This window comes from Aestuariivivens insulae (genome assembly GCF_022662195.1).
Lineage (GTDB): Bacteria > Bacteroidota > Bacteroidia > Flavobacteriales > Flavobacteriaceae > Aestuariivivens > Aestuariivivens insulae.
The window spans coordinates 66789-83869 of sequence record NZ_JAKMCS010000014.1; the positions used below are offsets into that span (position 1 = coordinate 66789).

The 17081-nt window shown below is 35.9% G+C and carries 16 protein-coding genes and 1 tRNA gene; 9 read left to right on the forward strand and 8 right to left on the reverse strand.

Features of this window, described 5'->3' with window-relative positions:
• Window positions 1-28 precede the first annotated feature (28 nt).
• Window positions 29-2521, forward strand: coding sequence for a TonB-dependent receptor domain-containing protein (locus MR062_RS14780; protein ID WP_242205646.1), 2493 nt, complete (start codon window positions 29-31; stop codon window positions 2519-2521).
• A gap of 638 nt (window positions 2522-3159) precedes the next feature.
• Here the strand turns inward: MR062_RS14780 and MR062_RS14785 are convergent.
• Window positions 3160-4167 (reverse strand): 3-oxoacyl-ACP synthase III family protein, encoded by a 1008-nt coding sequence (locus MR062_RS14785; RefSeq protein ID WP_242205648.1) that lies wholly within the window; start codon window positions 4165-4167, stop codon window positions 3160-3162.
• Between the two features lie 640 nt (window positions 4168-4807).
• Between MR062_RS14785 and htpG the strand changes: the two genes are divergently transcribed.
• The 4 genes from htpG (at window position 4808) to MR062_RS14805 (ending at window position 8852) form a co-directional block, all read left to right on the forward strand.
• Entirely contained in the window at window positions 4808-6718 is a 1911-nt protein-coding gene (gene htpG / locus MR062_RS14790) for a molecular chaperone HtpG (RefSeq protein ID WP_242205650.1), read from the forward strand.
• 260 nt (window positions 6719-6978) lie between these two features.
• A complete protein-coding gene (locus tag MR062_RS14795; RefSeq protein WP_242205652.1) occupies window positions 6979-7356 on the forward strand; it encodes a VOC family protein in 378 nt (125 codons plus the stop codon).
• Between the two features lie 57 nt (window positions 7357-7413).
• A complete protein-coding gene (locus tag MR062_RS14800; RefSeq protein ID WP_242205654.1) occupies window positions 7414-8106 on the forward strand; it encodes a helix-turn-helix transcriptional regulator in 693 nt (230 codons plus the stop codon).
• Window positions 8107-8219: 113 nt separating this feature from the next.
• Entirely contained in the window at window positions 8220-8852 is a 633-nt protein-coding gene (locus MR062_RS14805; protein ID WP_242205656.1) for an MOSC domain-containing protein, read from the forward strand.
• 5 nt (window positions 8853-8857) lie between these two features.
• On the opposite strand, the gene MR062_RS14810 is transcribed toward MR062_RS14805, so the two are convergent.
• Complete coding sequence (locus MR062_RS14810) at window positions 8858-9259, reverse strand: hypothetical protein (protein ID WP_242205658.1); 402 nt, start codon at window positions 9257-9259, stop codon at window positions 8858-8860.
• A complete protein-coding gene (locus tag MR062_RS14815) occupies window positions 9240-9827 on the reverse strand; it encodes an RNA polymerase sigma factor (RefSeq protein ID WP_242205660.1) in 588 nt (195 codons plus the stop codon). Before MR062_RS14815 ends, MR062_RS14810 begins: the two co-directional genes overlap by 20 nt.
• Window positions 9828-9968: 141 nt before the next feature.
• On the opposite strand from MR062_RS14815, the gene MR062_RS14820 reads away from it, so the two are divergent.
• Window positions 9969-10310, forward strand: a complete 342-nt coding sequence (locus MR062_RS14820) for a DUF6249 domain-containing protein (protein ID WP_242205662.1) — start codon at window positions 9969-9971, stop codon at window positions 10308-10310.
• Between the two features lie 162 nt (window positions 10311-10472).
• Here MR062_RS14820 and MR062_RS14825 read toward each other — a convergent pair whose 3' ends face one another.
• The gene (locus MR062_RS14825; protein ID WP_242205665.1) at window positions 10473-11138 is read right to left on the reverse strand and encodes a M15 family metallopeptidase; all 666 of its coding nucleotides are present in this window, start codon (window positions 11136-11138) and stop codon (window positions 10473-10475) included.
• A gap of 421 nt (window positions 11139-11559) precedes the next feature.
• Here MR062_RS14825 and MR062_RS14830 point away from each other — a divergent pair, with 421 nt between their 5' ends.
• The 3 genes from MR062_RS14830 (at window position 11560) to MR062_RS14840 (ending at window position 14953) form a co-directional block, all read left to right on the forward strand.
• Window positions 11560-12492, forward strand: a complete 933-nt coding sequence (locus tag MR062_RS14830) for an alpha/beta hydrolase (protein ID WP_242205666.1) — start codon at window positions 11560-11562, stop codon at window positions 12490-12492.
• 445 nt (window positions 12493-12937) lie between these two features.
• Window positions 12938-14203 carry a DUF819 family protein gene (locus MR062_RS14835; protein ID WP_242205668.1) on the forward strand — a complete coding sequence of 422 codons (1266 nt, stop codon included), beginning with the start codon at window positions 12938-12940 and terminating at the stop codon, window positions 14201-14203.
• Window positions 14204-14251: 48 nt separating this feature from the next.
• On the forward strand, window positions 14252-14953 hold the full coding sequence (locus MR062_RS14840; RefSeq protein WP_242205670.1) for a DUF4369 domain-containing protein: 702 nt from the start codon (window positions 14252-14254) through the stop codon (window positions 14951-14953).
• A gap of 378 nt (window positions 14954-15331) precedes the next feature.
• Here MR062_RS14840 and MR062_RS14845 read toward each other — a convergent pair.
• From MR062_RS14845 to idi, 4 genes are all read right to left on the reverse strand, one after another.
• Window positions 15332-15405: transfer RNA gene (locus MR062_RS14845), tRNA-Thr, on the reverse strand.
• A gap of 59 nt (window positions 15406-15464) precedes the next feature.
• Window positions 15465-15734 carry a hypothetical protein gene (locus MR062_RS14850; protein WP_242205672.1) on the reverse strand — a complete coding sequence of 90 codons (270 nt, stop codon included), beginning with the start codon at window positions 15732-15734 and terminating at the stop codon, window positions 15465-15467.
• 325 nt (window positions 15735-16059) lie between these two features.
• Window positions 16060-16470 carry a 6-pyruvoyl trahydropterin synthase family protein gene (locus MR062_RS14855; protein WP_242205674.1) on the reverse strand — a complete coding sequence of 137 codons (411 nt, stop codon included), beginning with the start codon at window positions 16468-16470 and terminating at the stop codon, window positions 16060-16062.
• Window positions 16451-16993, reverse strand: coding sequence for an isopentenyl-diphosphate Delta-isomerase (idi, locus tag MR062_RS14860; RefSeq protein ID WP_242205675.1), 543 nt, complete (start codon window positions 16991-16993; stop codon window positions 16451-16453). Before idi ends, MR062_RS14855 begins: the two co-directional genes overlap by 20 nt.
• Window positions 16994-17081 lie beyond the last annotated feature (88 nt).

Consider the following 17081-nt stretch of genomic DNA (forward strand, 5'->3'; position numbering starts at 1 on the left):
CAATCAAAACAATCCTATCAACAAAACAATGAAAAAACTACTCTTTTTATGTGCAATGCTTTATTCTGTAATTGCACTAGCAAACAATCCCGATCCTGAAAACCCCATTGATAAAACCGGTACTATATCTGGAATTGTATTAGACGCCAACCTTAAACAACCCTTACCATATGTAAATGTAATCATTACAAGTGCAAATGGAGACACCTTAACTGGAGGAATCACTAATGACGATGGGGCTTTCGAAATTAAAAAAATAAGCGAAGGCAACATTATAGTTAGTATTCAATATATAGGATATAAAACCATCAATAAAAATATCACCATTGGCAAAGGCAATTACAAGGTAAATCTTGGCAATATCTTTTTAGAAGAAGAAGCTGAAGGTTTAGATGAAGTTACTGTTGTTGCCGAAGTCTCGACTATCCAACAAAAAGTCGACAGAAAAGTAATTACCATTGGAAAAGACTTAGCTGCAACAGGTACAGCATCTGAACTTATGGTAGGCATTCCATCGGTTAGTGTTGACGCCCAAACAGGGGACATTAGTTTACGCGGAAATTCCAATGTACAGGTTATGGTAGATGGAAAACTATCAACCATTCCCACTGCTCAATTATTAAAACAAATTCCATCCACCGCTATTAAATCCATAGAATTGATTACCAATCCTTCGGCCAAATACAATCCCGAAGGTATGAGTGGTATCATTAATATTGTATTGCACAAAAACACTATGGTTGGTTTTAATGGTAATTTAAGCACCAGCCTTACCTACGAAAGGATGCCAAAATTTAATAGTTCCATAAACATGAACTATAGAAATGGAAAGTTCAACTTCTTTGGAAATTACAGCAATAACATTTCTAAAAACAAAAATCACGGTAATGTATATAGACCCGAAAATAACTCAGAGCAATTTTTTAAATTTTTAGACCAAAGAAAAAACCATCAGTACAAAGTAGGTGTCGATTTTTACTTAAACGACAAAAACACCATTTCTGTTTTTACCAATCAAAATATAACCGACAATAGTACGTCTGGCCGTACAACAGCCATTTTCTACAACGACAATTCATTCAATCAAGACCAGATTTTCAAAAATGTTGGAGATAACTCCTCATCGCAATACAATTTCGATTATAAATTGGATTTTGAAAAGGAAGGCCATAATATTGAACTGGAAGTAGACTATAACACCTACGAAGGTGAAAACCCTGTGTTTTTTGATCAAATTCAAGGCCCTTTAAGCGACTATACCGATTTTAATACAACCGATCGTAGCAATACCACTATTAACTTAGACTATGTTAATCCGCTTACCGAAAACTCAAAATTAGAATTTGGTTTACAAGCCCGATTGTTTAACACAGATATTGCCTATTCGTCTACAGGTGAGTCGTACAATGAATCTGGGAACTTGGTCCCCACCCCTAGCACTAATTTTGATTATACTCGTGACATCTATTCAGCTTACGCAACATATAGTAAAAAACTGGAGAAATGGACCTATCAATTAGGCGCAAGATTTGAGAATGTTAATGTTGATGCCATTGCCCTACAGCAGGATGTAGTAACCAATGCCATCACAGAAATACCATTTAATAATGATTATTTTCAAGTATATCCTTCTTTGTTTATAACCTATTCTCCTTCTGAAAAAAACTCCTATCAATTGAGTTATAGCCGTAGGGTAGATCGTCCAGGTATTGGCCAAGTAAACCCCATTAAAGAATGGAGCACCCCATTGGTGTCTTCCTATGGAAAGCAAGACTTAGAACCACAATTCACCAATTCCCTTGAATTGAATTACACCAGAAACTTAAACAACAGAAAAGGTAGTGTTACTGCTGGGGTATTCTACCGTGCAATATCCGATGAAATTAACAGGGTATTATTTATTGACCGAAGCGATGTTACTTCCGGTCGTGTTATCCTCACCCATGACAACTTTGATAAAACGTCGGCTTACGGGATAGAAGTTTCAAGCAGTTATAGACCTTTTAAATGGTGGAGCATGAATGGTAGTTTCGATTTTTATTCCCAAACCCAAAAAGGGATCGCTGAAAACATTAAAGATGGTGTACTTATAGAAAATGCAACTATTGCTGATATCGAAACTAATGTAACCGAAGTAGATAATGTCGCTTGGAACCTTAGAATGTTCAATAATTTTAGTGTTAGCAAAAAACTAACATTTACTGCATTTGGATTTTATAGAGGTGAAAACAGAACCCTACAATTTGATGTAAAACCCATGTATTTTGTCAATTTGGGTATGCGCTATAGTTTCCTTGAGGATAACAGGGCTACTTTTGGCTTCAACTATAATGATGTTTTTGATACCATGAAGTTTAGCTTCGATGGCCAAAGGCCATACCGACAAATAGGTGCTTTCCATTGGGAAAGCAATACGTGGAGTGTTAGTTTAAATTACAGATTTGGTGGTGGAAAATACCGTGCCAAGTCGCGTAAAAGAAGAGATAATGACGTAAAATCCGGAAGCGGTGGTTTCCTATAAAAACTTCAATAGCCTATATCGTTGATGGTTAGTATAATTTAGGTTAATGAACAGAAGCTCCAAACTAATAATTTGGAGCTTTTTGTTTTAACACCGTCAACCAACTGAAAATAATAAAATAAATTTATTTTTTTTTCTCAACAACACAATAAAAAATAATATTGTACGTTAAAATAGGTGTACAAAACGAAAATTAATTATTTAGAGTTAGTCACCTACGTAAAAAATTTCGTATGATAAAGAGTACTAAAATTTGAAAAACTCGGGCATCTCAGATTCCGAGTTTTTTTATGTTAAACTTTGTTAAAGCTGCAATATTTTGCAGTTTTTTACGTCTATATAAATAGACTTCACAAAATCTTAGTGTTAGTTGGAGTTGGTTAATAGCTAAAAAACCCGAAACGGCCGTTTCGGGTTTTTAAATTTATATAAATAATTCGCATAAATAAGGTTTGATAGCCCTAATGTCTCTTCGAGTGAAGTTCTGGAAGAACTTTGTATCGAGAAGTACTTTTATTGAGAAGTTTATTTGACAGCCTATGGCAGACAGGTTTTCTATACATAACGACAGTAAACATCGGCACACTCAAACTAACATAAATCCCTTATCATTTATTCACTTTAATTACTACTTACAGTTACCATTTCATTATCACGCTTCCCCAAGTAAATCCACTTCCAAAGGCAGCCAAAACAACAATATCGCCCTCTTTTATTTTTCCTTCTTCCCAAGCTTCGGTCAATGCTATAATTACTGAAGCGGCTGTAGTATTTCCATACTTTTGGATATTGTTAAACACTTGGTCATCTCGCAAACCAAACTTTTTCTGGATAAACTGGGATATCCTTAGATTGGCTTGATGCGGAATTAACAAGTTAATATCTTCTTTATTCAAATGATTGGCTTCTAGGCCTTCTACAATAGCCTCACTAAAACGTACAACGGCATGCTTAAACACAAAGGTACCATTCATATAGGGGTAATATGATGTATCGTCCGGATCGTTAGCTTCCAATATTTCCGGCACCCAGTGTTTAATACTGGGACCAGCCACAATGAGTTCTTCTGCATATTTCCCTTCAGAGTGCAGGTGTGACGACAATATCCCTTTGTCATTATCTTCCGTTCTGCTTAAAACGGCTGCTCCTGCCCCATCTCCAAAGATTACCGTCACACTTCTTCCTCTAGTAGATTTTTCCAAACCTCCAGAATGGTATTCGGCACCTATAACCAATACATTTTTATACATTCCTGTTTTTATAAACTGATCGGCTACAGCTACACCATATATAAAGCCAGAACATTGGTTTCTAACATCCAAGGCCCCTACAGTTGGCATATCCAACATATCCTGAATTTGCACACCACAACCTGGAAAATAATAGTCTGGACTTAAGGTGGCAAAGACAATAAAATCGATATCATCTTTTGTTAGTCCAGAGCGCTCGATTGCAATCTTAGCCGCTTTGACTCCCATTACCGCCGATGTGTCTTCACTGCCCTCCTTAATCCACCTGCGTTCTTTTATACCTGTACGTTCTTGTATCCACGCATCGTCGGTATCCATCATCTTAGACAACTCCTTATTGGTCACCACATTATCTGGGACATATTTACCTAAGCCTATTATCCTGGAATTATACATAGCTCTTAATTTTGAATCATACAAAGTACAATAACTGTCACTAAAATCCAATAAAGAAGCATCAAATTACAAATCCAAAGGCCCTAATTCTAAAACCAAACACTAAGCTATATTGGTAAATAAGCCTCTTAAATTTTGGGCTAAAGGAATTTTAAACCACCTCGTCTTCATTCCGTTTACTTGGAATGAAGCCACTCTTCCTTTAAAAGAAGGAGAGTTAAAGCAGATTAATAATCACAACTCCTTCCCTTTGGAAAGTGTCTTTAAACTCGTTTAGGGGTTTAAAGCCGGAAGGGTATAGTCAAAAAAAGCACAGGATTTTGTGTCATGCACTGAGCTAACAATTAAAGCCCCGCAAAAGCGATTGGAGCGACAGCTTTTTTAAAATTTTTGAATTTTAAAAAACTATAGCGTAAAGCGCGGTGGCTTGCCATTTGCCCTAAAAAACAGCTACAAAAAGCAATGTTCGCCCTGCCTTTTATTGATAAACTCACAAAGTGCCTACCTTTCGCAAAAAAAATCGTGCCAGTTTGTCACATTTAATGGCTTGGTACTTTTTTTGACCAAGCACTAGAAACGAATTAAAATTTTAAGTTAAATGGTTTTCTGCTTTGGCAGAAAAGAAAAATAAACAATTATCATGACAAAAGGAAACATTAATGTATCGGTAGAGAACATCTTTCCCCTCATTAAAAAATTCTTATATAGCGACCACGAAATCTTTTTACGTGAGCTTATTAGTAATGCTACAGACGCCACTTTAAAGTTAAAGCACCTAACCAATGTAGGTGAGGCCAAAGTAGAGTATGGCGACCCGAAGATTGAAGTAAAGATCGACAAAGAAAGCAAAAAGCTCCATATTATTGACCAAGGTCTGGGCATGACGGCAGAAGAAGTAGAAAAGTACATTAACGAAGTTGCTTTTTCTGGTGCAGAAGAGTTTTTAGACAAGTACAAAGATTCTGCTAAAGATGCAGGTATTATTGGTCATTTTGGTCTAGGTTTTTACTCTGCGTTTATGGTAGCCAACAAAGTTGAGATCATTACCAAGTCTTACAAAGATGAGCCTGCTGCCCATTGGACCTGTGATGGTTCTCCAGAATTCACTCTAGAAGCAGCAACAAAAGAAGATAGAGGTACAGAAATCATCCTTCATATTGCTGAAGATTCAACCGAATTCCTAGAAGAATCCCGTATTAGGGAATTGCTGTTGAAATATAACAAGTTTATGCCTATTCCTATTAAATTTGGAACCAAGGAAATAAACGACCCTGAGCACGAGCCTCAAACCATAACCGACAAGGACGGTAAAGAGACCAAAGAGCCTCACAGACAAATTACTGTTGACGATATTATCAACAACCCTAATCCGGCATGGACCAAACAACCTACCGATTTAAAGGATGAAGATTACAAGAGTTTCTACCGCGAATTGTATCCTATGCAATTCGAAGAACCGTTGTTCAATATCCACTTAAATGTAGACTACCCGTTTAACTTAACGGGGATCTTGTATTTCCCTAAAATGACTAACGATCTAAACGTTCAAAAGGATCGTATTCAATTGTACCAAAACCAAGTATTTGTAACCGATAATGTTGAAGGTATCGTTCCCGAATTCTTAACTATGCTTCGTGGGGTAATCGATTCACCAGACATTCCGCTTAACGTATCACGTTCTTACCTACAGGCAGATGGTGCCGTTAAAAAGATTTCGTCGTACATTACCCGTAAAGTGGCCGATAAATTAAAATCACTATTCAATAGTAATCGTGAGGATTTCGAAAAGAAATGGGACGACATTAAGATTGTAATTGAATACGGTATGCTTTCTGAAGAAAAATTCTTTGAAAAAGCGGACGCTTTTGCGCTATACCCAACGGTTGATGGCAAGTATTATACTTACGAAGAGCTTTACAATAAGATTAAAGCCAAACAAACCGATAAGGACGACAAGTTGGTTATCCTTTATGCAGCCGATAAAGATGCTCAACACAGCTATATTGAAGCGGCTAAAGCCAAAGGGTATGAAGTATTGCTATTGGATTCTCCAATCGTGACGCATTTAATGCAAAAACTGGAGACCACAAAAGAGAAGATTTCTTTTGCCCGTGTGGATGCCGACCATATTGATAATTTAATCAAGAAGGACGATACTACCATTTCTAAGTTGGATGACGACCAGAAAAAGGCGTTGGACGAATTGCTGAAAGAAGTTATTCCTTCTGAAAAATTCATGGTGCAATTGGAAGCTATGGACAGTAACGCATCGCCATTTATTATTACCCAACCCGAGTTTATGCGCCGTATGAAGGAAATGCAACAAACCGGCGGTGGCGGTATGTTTGGCATGGGCGGCATGCCAGAAATGTACAACTTGGTAGTGAATACCAACCACGAACTGGTAAGCGAAATTCTAAACACCAAAACCAAAAAGAAACAAGAGCGCTTGATAAATCAGAGTTTAGATTTAGCACGTTTGTCGCAAGGTTTACTTAAAGGTGAAGAATTGACCAACTTTATTAAGCGTAGCTACGACATGATAAAGTAACAAATTCCTGCCTGTTATGCTGAGCATTCTAAGTGAAGGCAGGAATCCTATATATTTAAAACCACTTTGTTTATACAAGGTGGTTTTTTTATGACCTCTGGCAAAGACCTAAAAATGTTAAATTTATTTTTATTACAGATTACGAACCATCAGATTATTTTTTTTTAAACATTTTTAAAAACAAAAAACACCCCTGACATCCTACGACACTAACCAGTATAATTTTGCATATAAGTTTAATACATAAATCAATTTAAAAAATGAAAAATGCAGTTAACTGGTTTGAAATTCCAGTAAAAGATTACAACCGAGCAAAAACATTTTACGCAACGGTTTTAGGAACTAAAATTACAGATTATCCTATGTCTGAAGGCAGCATGAAGTATGGCGTTTTTGCCTATGATAATGAAAATCAAGGTGTAGGTGGCGCTATCATTGAGGCCGAAGGACAAACCCCAACCCACGACGGATGTACAATTTACCTTAATGGGGGTAACGATTTAGGCTTATCACTATCTCGTGTAGAACGCTGTGGAGGAAAAATAATAATGCCCAAAACCAGTATTGGTGAAAATGGGTTTATTGCTCAGTTTTCTGATACCGAAGGCAATAGAATTGCACTACACTCTATGATGTAATATCTAAACCTAAATCCAGGATAGTGAATTGGACTCCGGTTCACTATCTTTGTTTTTATGTCTCAATTATCCAGGCTCATATCGATACTCACGCTGCTAAAATCTAAGCGGCTTTTAACAGCTTCCGAACTTTCCAGAAAGTTTGAGGTAAGCGTTAGGACCATTTACCGGGACATTCGAAAATTAGAAGAAGCTGGTGTTCCCATTACCTCCATTGATGGTCGTGGCTACTCCCTAATGGAAGGCTATACGGTTCCCCCGGTTCAATTTACCGAAAAGCAGGCCAATGCCCTCATCACAGCGCAACATTTGGTAAAGCAAACCAAAGACGTTTCTTTTGTTGCAGATTTTGAAGAGGCCCTTACCAAAATTAAATCCGTTTTCAAGACCTCAATTCAAGAAAAAAGCGAATTGTTACATAGTAAAATTCATGTTTTTGATACGAGTTACGAGGACATTTCGAGCAATGCCCTATCTGAAATACAACTGGCCATCACCAATTTTAATTACATCGATATTAATTACCAAAAAGCGAATGACAACAATATTTCATTTCGAAAAATTGAACCCTATGCCTTCTATACAACCAATGGCAAATGGATATTAATCGCCTGGTGCCATTTACGTAACGACTATAGAGCTTTTAGAATAGATAGGATACAGCATTTTAAAATCTTAAACGAAACATTCGAAGATCGAAAATTTAATTTACAGGATTATTTTCAATCTTGCCCTTACAACGACAAATAGTTCACTCCTTCTAAAATAAAATCACATTGTATATTGAGATGTTTTTAGATGTTGAAAAACTTGAGTTTGTTAGAATAAATAAATAAATTCGCTTACTTCTAACAAACTAAGGCATGAAAGTAATCTCCACCAACATCGCAAAGCCCACAACCATTGTTTGGCGCGGTAAACAGGTAACTACTGGTATTTATAAAACACCAACCCAATCGCCCATTTACCTTGGCAAAAGTGATGTCGCACATGACGAAGTAACCGACAGAAGGTACCATGGTGGGGAGTTTAAGGCCTGTTACCTGTTTTCGGCAGAACAGTACCCTTACTGGAAAGGCCTATACCCCCAATTAGATTGGCAATGGGGCATGTTTGGGGAAAACCTAACGGTTGAAGGATTGGATGAAACTAAAATACAAATTGGGGACATTTATAAAGTAGGAGGCGCTCTAATACAAGTCACCCAACCTAGGGAGCCCTGTTTTAAATTAGGTGTAAAATTTGGCTCCCAGCAGGTATTAAAGCAATTTATAGACCATGGCTATCCCGGCACCTACATCCGTGTTTTAGAAGAAGGCCATGTAAAATCTGGAGACGAATTCACTATAGTACAACAAGCCAAAGACAGCCTTAGCACCTACCAAATGTACCACTTATTATTTGCCGAACATAAAGACAAAAACCTTTTGGCCTCCATTGTAGATAACGATGCATTACCTGAAAAAAAGCGTAATAAACTAAAAACTTTTCTTTAACTTAATTAAACATCAAACCGCTTATCGAAATGATGTTTTAATATAGGGATTTGTATACAGAACATAAACCCAAAAAGGACAATGCTATACATTGCTGTTTTAGAAAGCTTTAAACCCGATAGCGTATTCGATACAAAACTAAAATCTATTTTATCGAACCACACTAGTGTCTCAGTTGGATTTCCTGAAAATAACGCATAACACAATACTGCCAAACATACCAACACAATAAAGCCCCACCCCGTTTTAGATATTAACGGTTTGTAAACGATAACTCTGTTTTCATTTAAGGCTTCAACTTTAGACATCACTGCATTGGTAAAATTAAAAGAGGGGCTTTCCTCCACACTTTCATTTATCACCTTTTTAGCTAAATCATCTAAATATTTATCGGCGTTCCCGTTCATAATATTCAATTAATTCTGGTTCTAATCGTTGTTTTAAAATAGTAGCTAACTTTTTTCTACTTCTAAACAACTTTACTTTTACATTATTGGGTGTTAACCCCATAGTTTTTGCTATCTCTTCCAAAGATAAGGCTTCGTAATAATATAAGGACAACAAAAAACTATCGTCACCGGGCAATAAAGCGATACAATCCTTAATAGCTTGCTCCTTTTCTTGTTGTTCCAAACTTTGTAATGCCGTATCAATTGTCTTCACCTCTTGTTCGGTAAATTCATTAATAGCGACATGGTTCATAAACTTTTTGTTTTTCTTTAATCGGTCTAAACAGGTATTATAAGCTATTCTATAAATCCAAGTTGAAAATTTAGAATCGCCTTTAAACTTACCTAAAGACTTAAACACCTTTATAAACGTATCCTGCGCCACTTCTTCGGCCTCTTCCCTATTTTTTAGCATTCTAAGGGTTAAGGTAAACACCAAGTCCTTATACCGATCTACCAATACTGTAAATGCACTGGTATCGCCTTGAATAATTAGGTCGATATAATATTGGTCGTTGGTGGTCATTTTTTATGTAAGACGACTACCTTTTGTTATAGGTTACGAATTATATTTAAAATTTTTTAATAAAAAGTGTAACCACTATTAAACAGCTGTCGTCCTAAGGCTGTAAACACATTAAAATTAATCAATTAAAAACAAACAATTATGGAAGAGATATTAATCCCTATCAGTTTATTTCTAGCTATTTTTGGTATAGCCTATCTTTATTTTTCCACAAGAAACAAAGAACGGCTAGCACTTATTGAAAAAGGCGCTGATGCCAGTATTTTTTTGAGCGGCAAAAAACACGCTGCACCAATTTGGAAGGTGCTTATTTTAAATCTTGCATTATTACTTATGGGCATAGGCTTAGGAGTATTTATATCAGGATTACTGGTTATGATGGGAATGGATGATGATATTGCAGAACCTGGAACTATTTTTTTAATGGCCGGCTTAGCTTTATTTATTGGTTTCAATATGACCAAAAACCTAGATAAGGAATAAGCTATCCCATCAATCAAAAAACGCTAAGAGGTTGTCTAAAAAGAACGAAAAGTTGTCATTCTGAAATCTTTACAGAATCTTATTTTATTAGTTTTCATACTCAAGAAAGCCTTAAACAAATTCAAATTGACAAAGTATTACTTTTTTTAGACAACCTCTTTCTTACTCTATAGGAAAGTCGAAATACGTACTGGGATAAGGTTCGTTTCGCAAGGTAAAATGCCACCATTCTTTAGGGTAATTTCTAAACCCATACTTCTTCATAACCTGTTGTAGCAATTGTCTGTTAGCCTTTTGGGCTTTGGTTAGCCCTTCATGATCTACCCAAGAAATGGGACCAAAAAAATCATACGGACTTCCCATATCCAATGGTTCCCCTGTATTCGCATCAATAATGGTTAAATCTACAGTACTGCCCCTACTATGTCCGGATTGGGAAGCAATATACCCTTCTTTAAACAAATGTTGTTTTTTAACACCGGGGTAAAACTCTCTTTTATTTACTGTATCATGTAATTGGCGTGCCCAAGACACAAAATTGTTAACCGCCCTTTGGGGACGGTAACCATCATACACCTTTAAGCATAAATTATTACGACTTAAATCTTCCTGCACTAGCCTTAAAGCTTCAGCTGTGGGCTCTGTTAATATTAACTTATTGGTATAATACCCCTCTATTGGCCTACCCACAAAATTGTTAGCACCAAAATACCTTAACTCAATCTCTAAATCTGGAATAACGGACTTTACATCAATAAACCCCTCTGGTATTTGCCCAAAACAAATTGCTCTAAAACATAAAAGCAAATAAAAAAAGTAACGCTTCATAAGGCTAATTTATGAAAATAAACAACTGGAAACATTAGCGCACAAAAAAACCGAGTTCCCTCAAACTCGGTCCTTTCTTATTTGCTTCTTTTCATGAAGTAGATTTAGGGTCTCTATATCAACAACATAATGCAAATATTAATTAATTAATCCATTGAACTAAAAAGTATGTTATTTAGTACACTTCAAAAGTAAAAATATAAATCAAATGAAACGACAAAAAACATTATTTATCGATGAAATACTTATTTTTTTAACATTTCAAGTTGAAATAAACAATAATATCGATGAAATACACATCTGACTTGTATACAACTTAAAACTCAATTAGAATTTTAAGGTTGGGGTAAATACTAAAATTGGTATTTCACCAGTTACAGATTTAGTGATTAATTGAAGTATATTTACTAAAAAACAAGTAATGAAGTTTAGATTATTAATTTTCACCTTAAGTATACAAAGCTTACTTTATTCACAAGCCAAATTATTTACGGAAAAAAACATAACAATTAATAAGCATGTAGAAGGGGCATTAACTATCCCAACAAACAATGGCACCAATAGCTTAGCCATTATCATTGGCGGATCTGGCCCAACTGATAGAGATGGCAACCAGAATTTTTTAAAAAACAATGCCCTTAAAAAATTGGCTCACTCCCTAACGGAAAAAGGTATTTCAGCATTTAGGTACGACAAACGCATTGTTAAACAAATTAGACAAGGTTACTTGGATCCCAATTTAACATTTAACTATTTTGTTGAAGATGCCATAGCTGTAATTAACTACTTTAATGCGACTAAAACCTATCATAAAATATATGTTATAGGACACAGCCAAGGCAGTTTGGTTGGTATGCTAGCATCAAAAGATAGGGCCGATGGGTTTATTTCTTTAGCAGGTGCAGGTCAAAACATAGGCGATGTATTAATAGAACAGATAAGTAAAACAGCTCCCCAGTTTGCTAATGAGTCCAAAACTATAATTAACCGCCTAAAGAATGGCAAGTTGGTAAAAGACTATCCCCAAGCTTTAGCATCAGTATTTAGTAAAGACATTCAACCGTTTATGATAAATTGGATGCAATACGAACCTACAGAAGCCATTAAAGAATTGCAAATGCCAATTTTAATAATAAACGGCTCTAAAGATTTACAAGTAAGCACTAACGAAGCCAATAAACTAAAAGAAGCCGCACCAAAGGCCCAATTAAAGATTATAGATAAAATGAACCATGTACTTGTCCCTATTCTTGGAGACGACCTTGAAAATTCTAAATCCTATAACGAACCTAATAGAAAAATTTCTAAAACGCTTATAGGGCACATCACTACATTTATTTTAGCACATAACTAATCTTTTCCAAAACGAATCTATTCTTACAAAAAGACACATAAAAAAAGCATCCAAAATAGGATGCTTTTTTACTAACTAACCAACCAAAAATATGAATTACAGTCTTAAGTTTAAAGTAACCACTCAATAAACTTTTTTATAGAATGTAATACTCATTAAAACACAACTATCATGCCAAACTTAAAAACAATGATTTTATTTATATAAAATTCTGAAAAAAGTAACAAAAACATCTTAACCATTGTATTTCAGAGTATTAAAAAAATATACAAATCTATATTTACACTGAAAAACTAAAAAAACAACCAAAATTATTTAGATTTAATGTGAATAAAAGCCTAAAAAAAGCCAATTACATTCCTAAACAGATAGAAAGACGACTTTTAAAGTCGTTTTTTTATTCCTAAAGTATTTGGTATTTTGCGATATAAACCTAAACTTATCTATGGAACATACACCATTAATTACAAACGACGCTATTGTTTTTGGAATTCTAATGCTCTGCTTGGGGTTTGTATTCTTTACCGAATCTCAAAAAACAGGATTTTGGAGCAAGTTTTACAAGATAGTCCCAGGCCTTTTAATGTGTTATTTATTACCAGCAATATTTAGTTCTTTTGGAATTGTTTCTCCCGAAGAAACCAAAACTTATTTTGTAGCTAGCCGCTATTTACTTCCAGCCTCTTTAGTCCTTCTAACTATTAGTGTCGATTTAAAAGCGGTTTTTAACTTAGGTTGGCGTGCACTGGTTATGTTCCTCACCGGAACTGTTGGCATCATTATAGGAGGGCCATTGGCCATTCTTCTTATTTCAACTTTTTCTCCCGAAACTGTTGGAGGCGCAGGATTTGATGCGGTTTGGCGAGGCTTGGCGACCTTAGCCGGAAGTTGGATTGGTGGCGGTGCCAATCAAGCTGCCATGTTGGAAATCTATCAGTTTAACCCCGATAAATATGGTGGTATGGTTCTCGTGGATATTGTAGTGGCCAATATTTGGATGGCCTTTTTACTAATAGGCATTGGCAAGAAACAACGTATTGATAAATGGTTAGGTGCCGACAATACGGCAATTGACTTGCTACAGAAAAAAGTGCAGAACTTTGCAGAGAGCGTAAAACGCAACCCAACACTTACAGATTATATGGTCATCCTTACGTTTGCCTTTGTAACTGTGGGGATAGCCCATTGGAGCGCCGATAGCATCTCTATCTTTCTTAACGATAATTTTGAAGCAGTTAGCAACCCTAAAAGTCCGTGGTCTTCTTTTGGAAGTCAGTTTTTCTGGCTCATTTCCATAGCAACCCTATTGGGCGTTATACTTTCATTTACCAAAGCAAAAAATTATGAAGGTGCCGGTGCCAGTAAAATAGGCAGCATCTTTATTTACATATTGGTTGCTACAATTGGTATGAAAATGGACCTGAGCAAGCTCTTTGAAAACCCTGGACTGATCATGATTGGTTTAGTATGGATGACCATCCATGCTGGTTTATTGATTTTAATTGCGAAACTAATAAAAGCACCTTACTTTTTCTTGGCCGTTGGTAGCCAAGCCAATGTAGGAGGCGCCGCATCGGCACCTGTGGTGGCAGCAGCCTTTCATTCCTCATTAGCTACTGTAGGCGCCTTATTGGCTGTTTTTGGCTATGTTGTGGGTACCTATGGCGCCATGCTCTGTGCAGAATTAATGAGAATTGCTTCTGCTGGTTGATTTCTAATTTTTTTTAAGATATTTGCGCCTCTAACTTAATTTTCAAAAATGAAAAAAACAGCTCTTGCATTCTTAATGTTATTTGCCCTTTCCTGTGGCAAAGAACAACCTGATTTAATTGTTAAAACCACCATTAAAGGCTTAAAAAAAGGCACTGTCTATTTAAGAAAAGTTGAGGATACTACTTTGGTAACCGTAGACTCTGTGATTGTAAACGGCACGCCGCAATTTGAATTGAAAAGCCAATTGGAATCTCCCGAAATGTTCTATTTATATTTAGACAAGAACAGCTCTGAACAAGATAGAATTGCTTTTTTTGCCGATAAAGGTATTACTGAAATACATACAACCCTTAAACATTTTGTTTTTGATGCTAAAATAAAAGGCTCTGAGCAACAAAAGGTTTATGAAAATTACCAATTATTAATGTCTCGAATAAACCATAGGAATTTAGATTTGATCAAAGAAAGTTTTGATGCACAAAAAGATGGGGACTCATTGGCCTTTGCCGACTACGAAAAAAAGCAAAATAACATTATAAAGAGCAAGTATTTACAAACGGTTAACTTTGCTCTAAATAATAGCGATAGTGAAGTAGCCCCTTACTTGGCACTAACCGAAATCTATAATGCCAGGCTTAGCTTTTTAGATACCATAAACAAATCGCTTTCACCAAAAGTCAAAGCATCTAAGTATGGAAAAAAATTGGATGCTTTTATTAAGGAAATAAAGGATAAAGAAGACAAATAATTAACAAAAAAACCTCTCCAAATGGAGAGGCTCTTATTTGAGCCTCCAGAGGGACTCCCTTCGTCTTCGCTCAGGATAAACTTCTCGTCCTAGTTACTTTAACACTACATTTAACTAAGCCTTCCTCTTAACTCCTTCTTCAAAATTTCAAGAGCCTCCAGAGGGACTCCCTTCGACTACGCTCAGGGTAAACTTCTCGCCCTAGTCACTTTAACCTCTACATTTAACTAAGCCTTCCTCTTAACTCCTTCTTCAAAATTTCAAGAGCCTCCAGAGGGACTCCCTTCGACTACGCTCAGGGTAAACTTCTCGCCCTAGTCACTTTAACCTCTACATTTAACTAAGCCTTCCTCTTAACTCCTTCTTCAAAATTTCAAGAGCCTCCAGAGGGACTCGAACCCACGACCTGCTGATTACAAATCAGCTGCTCTAGCCAGCTGAGCTATGGAGGCAATAACGGGTGCAAATATAATAGCAAAAATTATATTTGCAACTGGTCCGTTAAAAATTTTTAACCTAACTTATTAATCTTTTCAATTAAAGCTCTTCCTTTTGTTTCAAGCTCTTGATTTATTGCTTTAAAATGTGCTTTAGGGTTCTCTACATTTTTAGCATTTACTTTTTCGATTAATTCATCAAAAGTTTCAATAGCTTCATCTATAATAGCTTCACTTTGCTTTGTGTCTTTATCTGTGTTTGCATATTCCCAAACATAAACTGCTTCAATAATATCACCTAAAACATAATTAATATCCTTTTTTAGGTTGCGTACATTTGCCATGTTTCTTGTATTTTAAATTACGCAGCAAAAATAAAGAATTTCTTGGTTATCCAAGCTTTAATCCCCTTATAATTAGGGCAGCGATTTACTTTCTTTTTGTGAACAAAAAACAAGAAGTTGTTTTACTGAAATTTGCAGTTTCACTTCGAAAACGTCTATGACCACACAGGAAGGACAATTTTAATTGATTCAATGAAGTACGCGCCATAGAAATAATTAAAAAAGTAAATCACAAACTTCCAAGGCACTACATTATCATTCAAGTGTAAAGCTCTACAATTGCTAGTGAATTGGCATAACGACAGACAGATTTGGGCAAAAACGACTACTCCCCAGAGTAAGTAACAAAATTACGAGGTGTTTCGTAAAGCGTAACCTCTAAATCCAAGTGCGCATCAATTTGCGGTTTTATTTTATTATAGATAACTACGACTATATTTTCGGCTGTTGGATTTAAATCTTTGAAGGCCTCAACTTCTTCATTCAAATTTTTATGATCGAATTTCTCTTCGACTTCAGTTTCAATTAAATGTTTCAACACTTTCATATCCATAACAAACCCCGTTTCAGGATGAATTTCACCTGTAACGCTTACTATCAATTCATAATTATGTCCATGATAGTTAGGATTGGCACATTTACCAAAAACAGTAGCATTTCTAGCATCAGTCCAATCAGCATTATAGAGCCTATGTGCGGCATTAAAATGAGCCTTTCTACTTACTTTTACCCTCATGGATGGATTCATTTATATATTCATAAAATTTATCGAAGATCACTTTAAACCATTCGGTATAAATTCCTGGTTGCTTTTTTATATCCTCCCTAACCGCTTCCAAAGGCATCCATTTCCAATCGGCAACCTCCTCTTTATTAATAACAGGCATGTCATTATACTTGCCTAGGAGCACATGGTCGTATTCATGTTCTGTTAAGCCATTATCGAAAGGAGCTTTGTAGATAAATGAAATGGAGTCTTCTAGTTCGGTTACAAATCCCATTTCTTCCTGCAAACGTCTCTTTCCTGCCTCAATATTGGTCTCTCCCTCACGCTGATGGCTACAGCAAGTATTGGTCCATAGTCCTGGTGAATGGTATTTTCCTAAGGCTCTTTGCTGCAACATCAATTCATTATTGTCGTTAAAAACAAATACAGAAAAGGCTCTGTGCAACAATGCCTTTTCATGGGCTTCCATTTTGGGCATTAAACCTATTGGCTCATCTTTTTCGTTTACTAAAATCACTTTTTCTTCTTCCATAGAAAACAAAAATACCAAGTATAAATTAATATTTACAATGTTTGCCCTAAAAACTAAAAACTGGGATTATGAATTCCTAAATTATGGA